This window comes from Tenacibaculum sp. IB213877 (genome assembly GCF_034043975.1).
Lineage (GTDB): Bacteria > Bacteroidota > Bacteroidia > Flavobacteriales > Flavobacteriaceae > Polaribacter.
This window is the reverse complement of the sequence record NZ_JAXCHH010000009.1, coordinates 20,136-34,496: the sequence shown is the minus strand read 5'-3', so window position 1 is coordinate 34,496 and position 14,361 is coordinate 20,136. Positions and strand designations below refer to the sequence as shown.

14 protein-coding genes are annotated in these 14,361 nt (G+C 31.9%); 6 read left to right on the top strand and 8 right to left on the bottom strand.

Annotated features, from left to right (window positions below):
- Positions 1-142 precede the first annotated feature (142 nt).
- Together SLH33_RS10410 and SLH33_RS10405 are read left to right on the top strand one after the other, a co-directional pair.
- Positions 143-469 carry a single-stranded DNA-binding protein gene (locus tag SLH33_RS10410; RefSeq protein ID WP_320419037.1) on the top strand — a complete coding sequence of 109 codons (327 nt, stop codon included), beginning with the start codon at positions 143-145 and terminating at the stop codon, positions 467-469.
- A 58-nt stretch (positions 470-527) separates the two neighbouring features.
- Complete coding sequence (locus SLH33_RS10405; RefSeq protein WP_320419036.1) at positions 528-3,116, top strand: phosphoenolpyruvate carboxylase; 2,589 nt, start codon at positions 528-530, stop codon at positions 3,114-3,116.
- 25 nt (positions 3,117-3,141) lie between these two features.
- Here SLH33_RS10405 and SLH33_RS10400 read toward each other — a convergent pair whose 3' ends face one another.
- A complete protein-coding gene (locus SLH33_RS10400) occupies positions 3,142-5,292 on the bottom strand; it encodes a Tex family protein (protein ID WP_320419035.1) in 2,151 nt (716 codons plus the stop codon).
- Positions 5,293-5,347: 55 nt separating this feature from the next.
- On the opposite strand from SLH33_RS10400, the gene SLH33_RS10395 reads away from it, so the two are divergent.
- Positions 5,348-6,010 carry a 2OG-Fe(II) oxygenase gene (locus SLH33_RS10395; protein WP_320419034.1) on the top strand — a complete coding sequence of 221 codons (663 nt, stop codon included), beginning with the start codon at positions 5,348-5,350 and terminating at the stop codon, positions 6,008-6,010.
- Between the two features lie 53 nt (positions 6,011-6,063).
- Here SLH33_RS10395 and SLH33_RS10390 read toward each other — a convergent pair whose 3' ends face one another.
- The 3 genes from SLH33_RS10390 to metG all read right to left on the bottom strand — a co-directional run bounded on the left by SLH33_RS10390 (position 6,064) and on the right by metG (position 9,506).
- Complete coding sequence (locus tag SLH33_RS10390; RefSeq protein WP_320419033.1) at positions 6,064-6,777, bottom strand: OmpA family protein; 714 nt, start codon at positions 6,775-6,777, stop codon at positions 6,064-6,066.
- 6 nt (positions 6,778-6,783) lie between these two features.
- Positions 6,784-7,248: a lipocalin family protein gene (locus SLH33_RS10385; protein WP_320419032.1), complete on the bottom strand. Its 465-nt coding sequence runs from the start codon at positions 7,246-7,248 to the stop codon at positions 6,784-6,786.
- Positions 7,249-7,451: 203 nt separating this feature from the next.
- Positions 7,452-9,506, bottom strand: coding sequence for a methionine--tRNA ligase (metG, locus tag SLH33_RS10380; protein WP_320419031.1), 2,055 nt, complete (start codon positions 9,504-9,506; stop codon positions 7,452-7,454).
- 190 nt (positions 9,507-9,696) lie between these two features.
- Between metG and SLH33_RS10375 the strand changes: the two genes are divergently transcribed.
- Entirely contained in the window at positions 9,697-10,611 is a 915-nt protein-coding gene (locus SLH33_RS10375; RefSeq protein WP_320419030.1) for an LD-carboxypeptidase, read from the top strand.
- 1 nt (position 10,612) lies between these two features.
- Here the strand turns inward: SLH33_RS10375 and SLH33_RS10370 are convergent, their stop codons facing one another.
- Positions 10,613-10,819: a DUF2892 domain-containing protein gene (locus SLH33_RS10370; protein ID WP_320419029.1), complete on the bottom strand. Its 207-nt coding sequence runs from the start codon at positions 10,817-10,819 to the stop codon at positions 10,613-10,615.
- Between the two features lie 39 nt (positions 10,820-10,858).
- Between SLH33_RS10370 and SLH33_RS10365 the strand changes: the two genes are divergently transcribed.
- Positions 10,859-11,218, top strand: a complete 360-nt coding sequence (locus SLH33_RS10365; RefSeq protein WP_320419028.1) for a YraN family protein — start codon at positions 10,859-10,861, stop codon at positions 11,216-11,218.
- Here the strand turns inward: SLH33_RS10365 and SLH33_RS10360 are convergent.
- Both SLH33_RS10360 and SLH33_RS10355 read right to left on the bottom strand, forming a co-directional pair.
- Positions 11,207-11,701 (bottom strand): TlpA family protein disulfide reductase, encoded by a 495-nt coding sequence (locus SLH33_RS10360; RefSeq protein ID WP_320419027.1) that lies wholly within the window; start codon positions 11,699-11,701, stop codon positions 11,207-11,209. The genes SLH33_RS10365 and SLH33_RS10360 overlap by 12 nt on opposite strands.
- A complete protein-coding gene (locus SLH33_RS10355; protein WP_320419026.1) occupies positions 11,701-13,089 on the bottom strand; it encodes a TlpA disulfide reductase family protein in 1,389 nt (462 codons plus the stop codon). Before SLH33_RS10355 ends, SLH33_RS10360 begins: the two co-directional genes overlap by 1 nt.
- A gap of 123 nt (positions 13,090-13,212) precedes the next feature.
- Between SLH33_RS10355 and SLH33_RS10350 the strand changes: the two genes are divergently transcribed.
- Entirely contained in the window at positions 13,213-14,007 is a 795-nt protein-coding gene (locus tag SLH33_RS10350; protein ID WP_320419025.1) for an SDR family oxidoreductase, read from the top strand.
- On the opposite strand, the gene SLH33_RS10345 is transcribed toward SLH33_RS10350, so the two are convergent.
- Positions 14,000-14,356 carry a hypothetical protein gene (locus tag SLH33_RS10345; RefSeq protein WP_320419024.1) on the bottom strand — a complete coding sequence of 119 codons (357 nt, stop codon included), beginning with the start codon at positions 14,354-14,356 and terminating at the stop codon, positions 14,000-14,002. The two genes, SLH33_RS10350 and SLH33_RS10345, sit on opposite strands and share 8 nt — an antisense overlap.
- Positions 14,357-14,361 lie beyond the last annotated feature (5 nt).

Sequence of the window (14,361 nt, the reverse complement as noted above, 5' to 3'; positions counted from 1 at the left end):
ACTAAAAATAAACGACTACAAACGTTTACAATCGAAAGTAATTGTTTTTCAACCGGTAAAAATTTGTAGGTCATTTCATCTTTGCAGTGTCAATTCGTTTGAATGACAACATCTTAACTGTTTAACGAAAAAAATAAATATTATGAACGCACTTAAAAACAGAGTACAGTTGATTGGTAACTTAGGAAACAAACCAGAAATTATCACATTAGAATCTGGTAAAAAATTGGCAAAATTTTCAATTGCTACTAATGAAGCGTATAAAAATGCACAAGGACAAAAAGTAACCGATACCCAATGGCATAACATTGTTGCTTGGAACAAAACGGCAGAAATTATTGAAAACTATTTAGACAAAGGTAGTGAGGTAATGATTGAAGGAAAATTAACTTCAAGAAGTTATGAGACTAAAGAAGGAGAAAAAAGATTTGTAACTGAGGTGGTTTGTAATGAAATTTTAATGTTGTAATAAAAAGACTCGTAAGAGTCTTTTTTTGTTTACTATCTTTATAGGAAAAATTACTCGTATGTCTGCACAACCAAAACTGGTTCGATTTAATGAAAACGTATTATCAAGGTATAGAATTTACAATAGTATTTTCATGACTTTACCTTTTGACACTATTACAAACACAGGCGTTTTATTACCGCTTTTTCATGAAGTTTGTAAACAAGGTTTTAAAGAGGGTAAAAATCCTACTACAATTGTTGAAACGTTTTTCGATAAATATTTAAGCAAAAGCTCAGAAGAAGAAAAAATAAACTTACTTTTTAGGTTTATTCAATATATAGAGAGACAAGTAGTGTTGTTTGATGCTATTGAAGACTCAACATTTTCTGTTATTAATAATATGGACGGAATAGGTACTCTTAGAAGCTTAAAAGAAACAGCAGCACAAGAAGATAAATTTGATGAGCTAAAAAAATATTTAGAAGAATTTAAAGTAAGAATTGTGCTAACTGCACACCCTACACAATTTTATCCGGGTAGTGTTTTAGGTATTATTAATGATTTGACTAGCGCAATTAAAGAAAACGATTTGAACAGCATTAACACACTTTTGGCTCAGTTGGGGAAAACGCCTTTTTTAAACAGAGAGAAACCAACACCGTATGATGAAGCTGTGAGTTTAATTTGGTATTTAGAGAACGTATTTTATGATTCCTTCGGAAAGATTTATAACTATATTCAGCAAAATATTTTTGACAATGAAACTATTAACAATGAAATTATAAACATTGGATTTTGGCCTGGGGGAGACAGAGATGGTAACCCGTTTGTGTTACCAGAAACTACACAAAAAGTAGCTAAAAGACTTAAACAAACTGTTCTAAAATCATATTACCGAGATATCAGAAAGCTTAAAAGAAAACTCACGTTTAAAGGAGTTGCAGATAAAATTGAAAATCTAGATAAATTAGTGTATAAAAGTAGTGTAGATGATGATGAGTTAGATACAATTAAGCTGGAAGAATTTGTTAAAGAGTTGGAAAAAATTAAAGCAATTATCGTTGATAAACATCAATCATTATATTTAAATGAAGTTAATAAATTATTGAATAAAATAAAACTTTTCGGTTTTTATTTTGCAACCTTAGATGTTCGTCAAGACAGTAGAATTCATCACAAAGTTTTTACCACATTGGTTGATAAAACTTTAGAAAACGGACTGACTATTTTCCCTAAAAATTATCACGAATTATCAGAAGAAGATCAAGTTAAAATTTTATCAGAAGTCAATGATTCCATAAATATTGATATCACCAAGGATGATGAATTGGTGTACAACACCTTAAAAACCATTGAAGTTGTAAAAGAAATTCAAGAGCAAAATGGAGAAAAAGGAGCTAACCGATATGTAATTAGTAACAACCAAACTGCTTTAAATGTAATGCAGTTATTTGCCATGTTAAAACTAGTTGCTTTCAAAGATAAATTAACGGTTGATGTTGTGCCTCTTTTTGAAACGGTAAACGATTTACAAAATGCACCCGCTGTTATGGAACAGCTGTATTTGAATAAAAACTACAGAAATCACCTAACCGAAAGAGGAGACAAACAAACCATAATGTTAGGTTTTTCTGATGGAACTAAAGATGGTGGATATTTAATGGCAAATTGGGCCATTTTTAAAGCAAAAGAACAATTAACCGAGGTGTCAAGAAAATATGATGTTGATGTCGTGTTTTTTGATGGTAGAGGTGGTCCACCAGCTAGAGGAGGAGGAAAAACACATCAGTTTTATGCTTCATTAGGTCCAACCATTGAAGACAAGGAAGTTCAATTAACCATTCAAGGGCAAACAATCAGTTCTAACTTCGGTACTGATGAAAGTGCGCAATACAACTTAGAACAGTTAATAAGTTCTGGTTTGTCAAATAGTTTATACAGTAAAAATTTAGGACTTTCTAAAGAAGATGTTGAAGTGATGAATGAACTCGCTGAAATTAGTTACAAAACGTATAGCGATTTTAAAAATCACCCAATGTTTGTTCCGTATTTAGAGCGAATGAGTACGTTAAAATACTATGCTAAAACTAATATTGGAAGTCGTCCGTCAAAAAGATCAAAATCAGATAAATTAATTTTTTCTGATTTAAGAGCAATTCCGTTTGTAGGCTCATGGAGTCAGTTAAAGCAAAATGTTCCTGGTTTTTTTGGAGTAGGAACAGCTTTAAAAACCTTTGAGGAAAATAACGAATGGAATAGGGTTGAAAAGTTATATAAAGATTCAAGTTTTTTCAGAACCTTGTTAGCAAACAGTATGATGTCATTAACAAAATCATTTTTTGAATTGACTCAATACATGGCAGATGATAAGGAATTCGGAGCTTTTTGGAAAATTATATTTGAAGAATACAAAACCACAAAACGTTTGTTATTAAAAATTTCAGGATATAAAGAATTAATGCAAAACGAACCTGCAGGAAAAGCTTCTATTGAAGTGAGAGAATCTATTGTTTTACCATTATTAACCATTCAGCAGTTTGCATTGAGAAAGTTACAAGAGTTTGAAAAATTATCAGAAAAAGATATGGAGGAAGTTGAGGTGTTTGAAAAAATGGTTACTCGTTCACTCTTCGGAAATATTAATGCCAGTAGAAATTCGGCGTAATAAAAAGCGGTAGAAATACCGCTTTTTATTTTTTTATCAATTGTAATTGAATTCGTTTTCTTGCTAAATCAACTTCTAATACTTTTACCATAACTTGTTGTTGTAAGCTTACATGCTCATTAATATCGCTTACATATGAATCAGAAAGATTAGAAATATGAATTAATCCGCTTTCTTTAATTCCGATATCCACAAAACAACCAAAGTTGGTAATGTTGTTAACAATTCCTGGTAATATCATTCCAATTTTTACATCGTCAATAGTTTGTATAGTTTCATCAAAAGAGAAGGCCTTTGCTTTTGATCGAGGATCTAAACCAGGTTTTTCTAACTCTTTAACAATATCTTTTAGTGTTGGTAAACCAAAGTTTTCTGTAATATATTTATCTAGTTTTATTGATTTTAAAACAGATGTGTTTCCAACTAAATCACTGGTATTAACTTTTAAATCCTTAGCCATATTTTTTACTAAAGCATAACTTTCAGGATGCACACTTGAATCGTCTAACGGATTATCACCATTTTTAATTCTTAAAAATCCAGCGGATTGTTCAAAAGCTTTTCCTCCTAAACGAGTTACTTTTTTAATATCATTTCTAGTTTTGAATACACCATTTTCATTACGATGGTTCACAATATTTTCAGCCAATTTTGGTCCGATACCAGAAACGTAACTTAACAAAGAAGAACTAGCGGTATTAATATTTACACCAACTTTGTTCACACAATGTTCAACAACTGTATCTAATGATTTTTTTAATTTAGATTGATCTACATCGTGCTGATATTGTCCAACTCCAATTGATTTAGCATCAATCTTCACCAATTCAGCCAAAGGATCTGCTAATCTTCTACCAATAGAAACCGCTCCACGAACAGTAACGTCATAGTCAGGAAATTCGTCGCGTGCTATTTGAGAAGCTGAATAAATAGATGCTCCGGCTTCATTAACCACAAAAACTTCGGTAGTTTTAGCTAACGGAATGTTCTTTACAAAACGTTCGGTTTCTCTTGAGGCAGTTCCGTTTCCGATAGAAATAGCTTCAATATTGAATTTCTTGATTAAATGTTCAATAGTATGAGAGGCTTCTGAAACTTGATTTTGTGGCGGATGAGGAAAAATGGTGGTATTGTACAGTAAATCTCCTTGCTCGTTCAAACAAACTACTTTACAACCTGTTCTAAAACCGGGATCTATGGCTAAAATTCGTTTTTCACCTAAAGGAGAACCTAATAACAATTGTTCTAGATTTTTTGCGAAAACCTCAATGGCAGATTCATCCGCTTTTTCTTTAGCTGTATTCATAGCTTCTGTGGTTAACGATGGTAATAACAAACGTTTGTAAGCATCATCAATAGCCAACTGAATTTCTGCTCCGCTTTCGTTATTACTTTTAATAAGTTTTCTATCTATTTTTTCAAGAACTCTTTCATCATTAATTTCAATTTTTACACGAATAAAGCCTTCTTTTTCGGCACGCAAAATAGCTAACAATCTGTGAGATGGAATTCTGTTTAAATTCTCTGACCAATCAAAATAATCTTTGAACTTTTGCGCTTTTTCGCTTGTGCTGAGCGAAGTCGAAGTATCGTCCTTTTTTGTTTTTACAACCTTGGTAGCAATAGTTGAAAACCTTTCAAGTTCTCGTCGAATTAAATTTCTAATATCTGAACGTTCGCTTACCCATTCTGCAATGATATGACGAGCGCCTTCCAACGCTTGTTTTTCACTTTCAATTTCTTTATTAATGTATTTTGAAGCAACTGAATCTAGATCGTCATTACGCTGACTCATAATGATTTTTGCCAAAGGCTCTAATCCGTTTGCGCGGGCAGTATCTGCTTTTGTTTTGCGTTTCTTTTTATAAGGAAGGTAAAGGTCTTCTAAAGTGGTTAAATCTTGTGCATTTTCAACTTTAGTTTTCAACTCGTCACTTAAAACATTTTGTTCTTCTAATGCTTTTAAAATTGCTGTTTTTCGTTTTTCTAAAGCCTCATATTGCTCTTTGAACTTTACAATCAATCCGATTTCTACTTCGTCTAGATTCCCGGTTTTTTCTTTTCGGTAACGAGCAATAAACGGAACAGTACAGTCTTCATTTAGTAGTTCAACAGTGTTTTGAATTGACTTTGAAGATAGTTGAGTGTGCTGAGATATATAGTTGATGAGTTGCATAAAAATGAAACAAATATAATTTTTTTAAAGCACAGAATGTACAACTTATGAGTTTTTGAAGTACATTTCGCCCAATATATTTGTTCGTTTTTTAGTGAATACAACTTTTGTTGAAGAAACCAATGAGCAGCAGTATGAACGTTTGATTACTGGACTTGCCGATAATGAATTTGGGCTTTGCAATGCCTTTTTTGATGATGCTACCGTTAGCGGATTGCGTACTAACTTATTAACCTATTATAAAGATGGATTTATGCAACCAGCGGGTATAGGAAAGAATTTTGATTACGTTAAAAATGCTGAAATAAGGGGTGATGTTATTCGGTGGATTAATGAAGCATCTACTGATATTTTTGAAAAAGCGTTTATCACTCGAATTGAGGAGTTTATAAATTACCTAAACAGGACCTGTTATACAGGTGTCAACGATTACGAATTTCATTATGCGTATTATGATGTAGGTAGTTTTTATAAACGCCATTTAGATCAGTTTAAAGCAGATAGAGGACGTTTGTTTTCTTTTGTACTGTATTTAAATGATGATTGGAGAGATATCGATGGTGGTAAATTAAGTATTTACACAAAAGACAATGAAGAAAGTGTATATCCTTTTGGTGGGCGAGTAGTCTTTTTTAAAAGTGATGTTACCGAACACGAAGTGCACCCATCACCTAACAGACCAAGATTGAGTATAGCAGGTTGGTTGAAGAAAGTATAAAAAAAAGAGCTTATTGATTATCCAATAAGCTCTTTTTTTATAAGTTATAAAAATTACTCTCCTGCTTCTTTTTGAGCATCTTCTTTCATTTTTTCATTAGGTAGAATAACAATATTTACTCTTCTGTTTTTGGCTCTACCAGCAGCAGTAGTATTATCGCTAATAGGTTGCTCTTCTCCAAACCAATTAACCGTTAATCTAGAACTATTAATTCCTTGATTTACTACATAATTATGTACTGCATAGGCTCTGTTTTTAGATAACGTCATATTATAATCAGCAGCTCCAGCGCTATCTGTATGACCAACTACTAAAACATTGGTATCTGTAAATTCTTTTAAGATGTTAGATAGTCTGTTCAATGTTTCTTGAGACTGAGCATCAATATTATATTTATTAGTGTCAAAATGAATTCCGCCACCTTCTTCGTCGTTAAAAGTTACTACAATAGCATCATCTACACGCTCAACTTCAGCTCCTGGAATTTCTTGTTCAATTTGTTGTGCTTGTTTATCCATTTTACGTCCAATAAGTACACCAGCAGTACCACCAACAACACCACCAATAACAGCACCTAATTCACCGTTACCTCCTTTACCTACATTGTTGCCAATAATAGCACCAATAACAGCACCTCCGGCGGCACCAATTACGCCTCCTTTTTGAGCATTGTTTGCATTTTGAATTGATTTACAATTACTCAATGTAATAACCATAGTCAATGCTAAGGTTATTGATAAAATCTTTTTAATTCTTGTAAGTTTCATAGATTTTTATTTTTTAGTAAAGTTCATATTTATTTTTAACGGGCTACCATTAACCGATATCGCTTGCTGTAATTGCATAGTTGAAGTTGATAACTGAGTTAGCGTTAATCTAAACCCTTGATTAGTGTCTGGATTATGCTTTTTATCGGTTGGTTTTAACATAAAATCTACTGTGCCATTGCTCATTTCTTGAAGTGAAAAGTTAAAGTATCTAACTCCAGTAGTACAATCAGAGTTATTAATAGTGTATGTACCTGTATTATTGTTAGGTACAAATTGCCAGTTACTGCCTTCAAAACACTGTTTTGTAGCATCATTTAATAAAGTGGTTTTATAAATCCCATTATCACTATAGGTTACAGAATTTAAAGTCCACTCTCCTTTTAGAGTTTTGTATGAATCTCCCACTAATTTAGAGGATGCGCAAGACACCATTAACAAGCTGAAGAAAATTAAACATAGTTTTTTCATAAGTCTTATTTTTAATAATTAATTGTAATAACGTTTGGTTAAAAAATATAGTACAAAAGTATGTTTAGTAATTAATACATATTGACTCATAAAGTTATTAAATTGACTCTATAAAATTAAAAATATCTTCTTTTTTATAAGAACAAAAAAAGGATAGATTTTTTTAATCTATCCTTTTACTATATATATATTGAATTCTTTTTTTAAGAAACTTGCCCTCCGTTTTGAACCTTTTGTTGTGGCTCAACAAATGCTAATTTTCCTTCAATGGTGTCAGTCATTAAAATCATACCTTGGCTTTCAACTCCACGAATGGTTCGTGGTGCTAAATTACATAATACAGTTACTTGTTGTCCAACAATATCCTCTGGATTAAAAGTTTCAGCAATACCAGAAACAATAGTACGTACATCTATACCTACATCTACTTTTAGTTTCAGTAGTTTTTTAGCTTTCGCTACTTTTTCTGCTTCTAAAATGGTTCCTATTCTTATATCCATTTTTGTAAAATCATCAAACTCAATGGTGTCTTTTTGAGGTTCTACTATTTTATTAGCAGCTTCATTGGCCTTTTTAGTAGCTTCTAATTTTTCAAGTTGAGCATCGATAGTTTTATCTTCTATTTTGCTGAATAATAATTCAGCTTTTCCAATTTGATGATTATCTGCAATCAATACATTTTTTTCAGTAACATCATTCCAAGATAAACTACCTTCAATGTTTAACATCGATTTTAATTTAGCAGAAGTAAATGGTAAAAATGGTTCTGATAAAATAGCTAAGCCAGCAGCAATTTGCAACGCTACATTCATAATGGTTTTAACACGCTCTTCATCATTTTTAATAACCTTCCATGGCTCTTCATCCGCTAAATATTTATTACCCAAGCGTGCTAAATTCATTAATTCCTGTGATGCTTCTCTAAAACGATAACGCTCTATAGACTTGGCAATAACATCAGGGAATTGTTGCAATTGTTCTAACGCATCTTCGTCAACTTCAGTTAACTCCTCCGCTTCAGGAACAATACCGTTGTAATATTTGTTTGTTAGCACTACCACACGGTTGATAAAATTTCCGAAGATGGCTACCAATTCGTTGTTGTTCTTCGCTTGAAAATCTTTCCAAGTAAAATCGTTGTCTTTATTTTCAGGTGCATTGGCTGTTAAGGTATAACGCAATACATCTTGCTGATCAGGAAATTCTGCTAAATATTCATGTAACCAAACCGCCCAGTTTTTAGAGGTTGAAAGTTTATTTCCTTCCAAATTTAAAAACTCGTTTGCAGGTACGTTTTCCGGTAAAATATAGTCACCATGCGCTTTTAACATAGCAGGGAAAATAATACAGTGAAAAACGATATTGTCTTTTCCTATAAAATGTACCAACTTGGTGTTTTTATCTTTCCAATAATCTTCCCAGTTTTTACCTTCGCGTTCTGCCCATTCTTTGGTAGATGAAATATATCCGATAGGTGCATCAAACCAAACATATAATACCTTTCCGTCAGCACCTTCAACCGGAACCGGAATTCCCCAATCCAAATCACGAGTTACGGCTCTTGGGCGTAAACCATCATCAATCCATGATTTTACTTGACCTAACACATTCGGCTTCCAGTCATTTTTATGTCCTTCTAAAATCCACTCACGTAAAAAATCTTCGTGCTTATCTAAAGGTAAAAACCAGTGTTTGGTTTGTTTTAAAATAGGAGTATTGCCAGTGATTGCCGATTTTGGATTGATTAAATCGGTAGCATTATGGCTGGTTCCGCATTTTTCACACTGATCACCATAACTTTCTTCATTTCCACATTTTGGGCACGTACCTACCACAAAACGGTCTGCTAAAAACTGATTTGCCTCTTCATCATATAGTTGTTCAGTAACTTCTTCAATAAACTCTCCGTCATTGTATAATTTCAAAAAGAAATCTGAAGCGGTTTGATGATGAATTTCATTAGATGTACGTGAATAATTATCGAAAGAAATTCCGAAATCTTCAAACGATTTTTTGATAATTCCGTGGTATTTATCAATAATTTCTTGGGGAGATACTCCTTCTTTTTTAGCACGCATCGGAATAGCTACCCCGTGTTCATCAGAACCACAAATGTAGGCTACATCATTCCCTGTTAAACGTAAATAACGAGCATAAATATCAGCCGGAACATATACCCCTGCTAAATGACCAATGTGAATAGGTCCGTTAGTATATGGTAATGCTGCTGTAATTGTGTATTTTTTTGGTGTACTCATGTTTTGTGCTAAAATTAGAAGGCAAAAGTACAAAAAAGCAATTTTTTAAACTGTGATAAAATGGGTACATTTACTGTTAATAGATTTTTAGATAAATAGAATCAAGAAACAAGACTTGAGGATGATAAAAAGAATAGTAATACTGAATTTTTTAATGGTGATTTCTACATTGTTTTCACAAAGTAAACCTATGAAATTAATAACACCGCCGTATTTGCAAAAAGGAGATACCATTGCCATGGTTGCTCCTGCAGGAATTTTAAAAAACAGAAAAGAAGTTATTGATAATGCCAAAGCCTTGGCAGAAAGTTGGGGTTTAAAAGTAGTGTACGGTAAACATTTGTTCAATCAAAATGATCATTTTGCAGGAACTGATGACGAACGTTGTCAAGATTTTCAAGATGCATTAGATAATCCAAATATCAAAGCTATTTGGGCAGCTCGTGGGGGTTACGGTTCAGTGCGAATTTTAGACAAATTAGATTTTACCAAGTTTAGACAGCATCCTAAGTGGATTATCGGTTATTCGGATATCACTGCCTTTCACAATCATATTCATAATTTAGGTATCGAAACCTTACATGCAATGATGGGGACCAGTATGCAAGATAATCCGGAAGATATTGAGGAGACAATAACAACTTTTAAAAAAGCCATTTTTGGTGAGCAATTGAGCTATAAAATACCTTCTTCTAAAAGTAACAGAACGGGTAAAGTTAGTGGAGAATTGGTGGGAGGGAATATAGCTATTTTAGCATCTATGTTGGGTTCTGATAGTCAAGTTAACACCGAAGGGAAAATATTATTTATTGAAGAAATAGGAGAATATAAATATAGCATCGACAGAATGTTACAAAGCTTAAAACGTGCTGGATACTTTGATAAATTAAAAGGTGTTATAGTAGGAGATATGAGTAAGGTTAAGAAAAACACCACACCTTGGGGACATTCAATTGAACATTTGGTTTTGCAAATTATTCCTAAAGATGTACCTATTATGTTTGACTTTCCTGCGGGTCATGAACCTGATAACCGAGCATTGATAATGGGAAGAGAAATTTCTTTAAATATTGGTAAAGAAACCTCTTCAGTACTTTTTAAATAAATTATTTTTTTAGTTTACAGGTGTTAATGCCAAATAAAGTATATAACGGACAAAAGTTTAATAAACTTGTGGCTAATAAGACAACCGCAAGCACCAATAAAATAATTTCTAAAGTACCATTAATAACATTAAAATATGAAAGCAATGCAATACTTAAGGCAATTGAAATTCTAATTCCTTTGTCGGTATTTCCCATGTTTTTTTTCATGATTAAAAATTTTAAGGTTACTCAAATATAATATTTTAAATGGCGCAACACAATGAGTTAGGGAAAAAAGGAGAGCAATTAGCAATTGACTTTTTGATTGAGAAAGGGTATACTATAGTTGAAAGAAATTATCGTTATCAAAAAGCAGAAATTGATATTATTGCTCAAAAAGAAGAGGTGCTAGCGGTAATTGAAGTAAAAACTAGATCTACTGACTATTTTGGGAATCCTGAAGAATTTGTGAATCCGAAGAAAATAAAACTACTCACGTTAGCTATGGATAATTATGTAACCGAAAAAGATGTAGATGTTGAGGTTCGGTTTGATATTATAGCTATTACTAAAATTACTGCTGATTTTAAAATAGAACATATAAAAGATGCTTTTCTATTCTTTTAAGGCTTTCAGGATGGCCTTTCGTAAAGGAAGGATTTCCGATTGTTTGCTGTCGCTATCAACATACACAAACTTACCGTTTTTATCAATTACAAAATACGATGGATATACTTGTTTCTTATTAAATACTTCGCTAACATCCATAGCAGAATAAGCAATTTTAAAAATAAAAGGATGAGAATGAGTAAAATATTCAATAGCATCTTTTCTATCTAATGCAGGAGCAATAAATAAAATATCATCTCTGTGTTCAAATTCGATAACTAATTCATTCAAACCAGGAATATCGATTATACAAGGCAAGCAACCTGTAAACCAAAACTTAAAAACGACAACCTTATTCAGGATGTCGTTTTTAGTAAGTTTACTGCCATCAGTAAGCCATAATTTAAATTCTGGTACTTCGTCACCAATTTTAAAATTCTCTTGAGAAAATGTTGCTAAACTAACAAGTAAAGAGAAAGATAAAATTAGTTTTCGAATCATTATTCTGCTGCTACTTTAGAGTTGCTAAAGTAGTTCTTAACTTCTTCTAAATTATTTGGCATTGCTATAATTTTCTTATCCTTGTTTAGTACAAAATAAGTAGGAGTTCCTGTTAAATTATATTTTTGAACAGTTTCATTGTCAAATTTATTCTCAGGGTGAGTTCCTATGGCATTATGGAAATATGGTAAGTTTTTAACAAATTCTTTCCAATCAAGATCATTCATTTCAATACCAAATGAAATTACAGAAACATCTTTATGTTTTTGCATATAAGTATGTAATGCTGGTACTTCATCAACACAGTGAGGGCAACCTGTACTCCAAAAAACTAATAAATAGGTGTTAGCATCATTAATTGTTGATAATTTATATGCTGTTCCTTCTTCTGTCCATGAAAAGTCTGGAGCTGTTCTTCCTACAGAAGCTCTTAATGTAGCTAACTTGTCTTCACGGAATTCTGCATCTTGTAAAGAAGAGGGTAATTTACTATAGTATTTATCAAAAAGACCATCAACAATTTCAGAATTTCTAGCTGCTGTAAATTTTGTTATTAAATACTCGGCAACTTCTTTACGTAATTTATCTTCAGTAATATGTTTCATTACTTTGTCAATAGATTCTTTATAAAGCTTTTGTTGTAAGTCTTGAGTTTCAGCAATATTTAAATAAAAAACATAATCAGTAACTTTATCAATAAAAAATGAAGAGTTGTATAATTGTTGGTTTTTAAAATCTATATTGGTAAAGTAATTATTTATTACAGAGTTTAAATATTCTTTTGTGTCATCTAATACGTTATCAGGATTAAAGCTTTTAGAAGATTTAATGAAGTTATAAGCAAGCATTCCTTTAGATTTTCCTTCAAAAATTTCTTGAACATTCTCAACACTTTCTACTGCTTTTTTATATTTCTTTTTAGTGTCTTTTGATGGAGACTTAATGTAAGCTACTTGTAAAGAGTCTACATTTCTTTGGGTTAAAGACAACGCTTCTAAATACTCACGGTACACCTTATTTTCAATAGATTTTGTAAACAAAACAGATTGATCTGGGTATTGAGGGTTAAAAACGAATTCAACATTTTCTTTGTTGAATAAAAAATCAACAAATCCGCCACCTCTTTCTCTATAGTTAACTCTATAAGATCCGGGTTTCGCATCAGCAGGTAAAGTTAATTCAAAACGACCAATAGCTTGCTTTCTGTTTCCAATGCTTACAGTATCAAATTGAATGGTAGAATTTTGAACAAATTTTTGTTTTGCACCTTCTAATTTATATAAAATAACCCAATCTCCTTTATCTGGAGGTGTCATGGTTCCTCTTATAGTAAATTGTGCATTAGCTATTGAAGTTACAAATACTAATAAAGCAAGAATTTTTTTCATCGTTTAGGGATTTATTATGTTTTTTGTTAAAATATTTTGTTTTGTTAACTCACTTTCAATAAATATACCAAAATTACTATTTCTTATTTAATTTAGGTACATTGCATTAAAATTTCTAGCTAAATGACTGTAAAAAACAAAGTTTTTTGGATCACAGGTGCTTCTTCAGGCATAGGAAAATCTCTTGCTATTGAGTTGTCGCGGCAAAATACAAAATTAATTTTATCATCAAGGAATATTACAGAATTAAATAATGTTAAACAACTGTGCAACAATTCTAAACAAGTTTACATATTACCATTAGATCTAGAAAATTATGAAAGTTTAAATACTAAAGTAGAGCAAGCCCTTAGTTTTTATGGTAAAATTGATGTGCTGGTTAATAATGGAGGAATTAGTCAGCGATCGTTGGCTAAAGAAACTAATATCTCGGTAGATAAAAGATTGATGGATATTAATTATTTAGGGACAATAGCCTTAACAAAGGCACTATTACCTCATTTTTTGCAGCATAAATCTGGTCATTTTGTAGTAACTACGAGTATTGTAGGTAAAATAGGAACTCCACTACGTTCTACTTATGCGGCTACTAAACATGCATTGCATGGTTTTTTTGATAGCTTGAGAGCAGAAATACATAAAGACAACGTAAAGATTACTTTAGTGTGTCCTGGATTTGTAACGACTAATGTTTCAATAAATGCCTTAACAGGAGATGGTAGTTCGCAAAAAACTATGGATGCTGCTACCGAAAATGGAATAAATCCAGATAGGTTTGCTAAACTAATGATCAAAGCCATTGAAAAGGAAAAAGAAGAAGTTTATATAGCGGGAGCCAAAGAAAAGTTTGGAGTGTACGCAAAGCGTTATTGGCCAAAATTATTTTCTGTAATGATTAGAAAATTAAGTGTTACCTAAAAAAATCATTTTCATCAAAATAACTAATAATAGCTTCTTTAATTAATACCGTTTGCTCTCCAGGTTTTAAATTGGGGAGTTCGGTAAGGGTTTTATAGTGAGGCCAACCATCATCATCAAAAAAATCAAATTCATAATAACCATAAGGTTCTAATAATTTGCATATGGCTATATGCATTAAATTAACTTTTTCATCTTTTTTAAATGAACGGTACCCTTGTCCAAGTTCTTGTACGCCAATTAAATAGATGATACTATCAATAGTTAGTTCATCACCATCGGCAAATTGATTTGATAATGATAGGATTAAAAAATCCCACTTTTCTTTTAAATTAGCGTCTTTACTCATAAGAA

Excerpts from the sequence above, each read along its gene's own strand:
- SLH33_RS10345 (WP_320419024.1), bottom strand. The coding sequence starts at position 14,356 with ATGAGTAAAGACGCTAATTTAAAAGAAAAGTGGGATTTTTTAATCCTA.
- SLH33_RS10390 (WP_320419033.1), bottom strand. The coding sequence starts at position 6,777 with ATGAAACTTACAAGAATTAAAAAGATTTTATCAATAACCTTAGCATTG.
- SLH33_RS10385 (WP_320419032.1), bottom strand. The coding sequence starts at position 7,248 with ATGAAAAAACTATGTTTAATTTTCTTCAGCTTGTTAATGGTGTCTTGC.
- SLH33_RS10360 (WP_320419027.1), bottom strand. The coding sequence starts at position 11,701 with ATGATTCGAAAACTAATTTTATCTTTCTCTTTACTTGTTAGTTTAGCA.
- SLH33_RS10375 (WP_320419030.1), top strand. The coding sequence starts at position 9,697 with ATGAAATTAATAACACCGCCGTATTTGCAAAAAGGAGATACCATTGCC.
- SLH33_RS10400 (WP_320419035.1), bottom strand. The coding sequence starts at position 5,292 with ATGCAACTCATCAACTATATATCTCAGCACACTCAACTATCTTCAAAG.
- SLH33_RS10365 (WP_320419028.1), top strand. The coding sequence starts at position 10,859 with ATGGCGCAACACAATGAGTTAGGGAAAAAAGGAGAGCAATTAGCAATT.
- SLH33_RS10350 (WP_320419025.1), top strand. The coding sequence starts at position 13,213 with ATGACTGTAAAAAACAAAGTTTTTTGGATCACAGGTGCTTCTTCAGGC.
- SLH33_RS10410 (WP_320419037.1), top strand. The coding sequence starts at position 143 with ATGAACGCACTTAAAAACAGAGTACAGTTGATTGGTAACTTAGGAAAC.
- metG (WP_320419031.1), bottom strand. The coding sequence starts at position 9,506 with ATGAGTACACCAAAAAAATACACAATTACAGCAGCATTACCATATACT.
- SLH33_RS10370 (WP_320419029.1), bottom strand. The coding sequence starts at position 10,819 with ATGAAAAAAAACATGGGAAATACCGACAAAGGAATTAGAATTTCAATT.
- SLH33_RS10405 (WP_320419036.1), top strand. The coding sequence starts at position 528 with ATGTCTGCACAACCAAAACTGGTTCGATTTAATGAAAACGTATTATCA.
- SLH33_RS10355 (WP_320419026.1), bottom strand. The coding sequence starts at position 13,089 with ATGAAAAAAATTCTTGCTTTATTAGTATTTGTAACTTCAATAGCTAAT.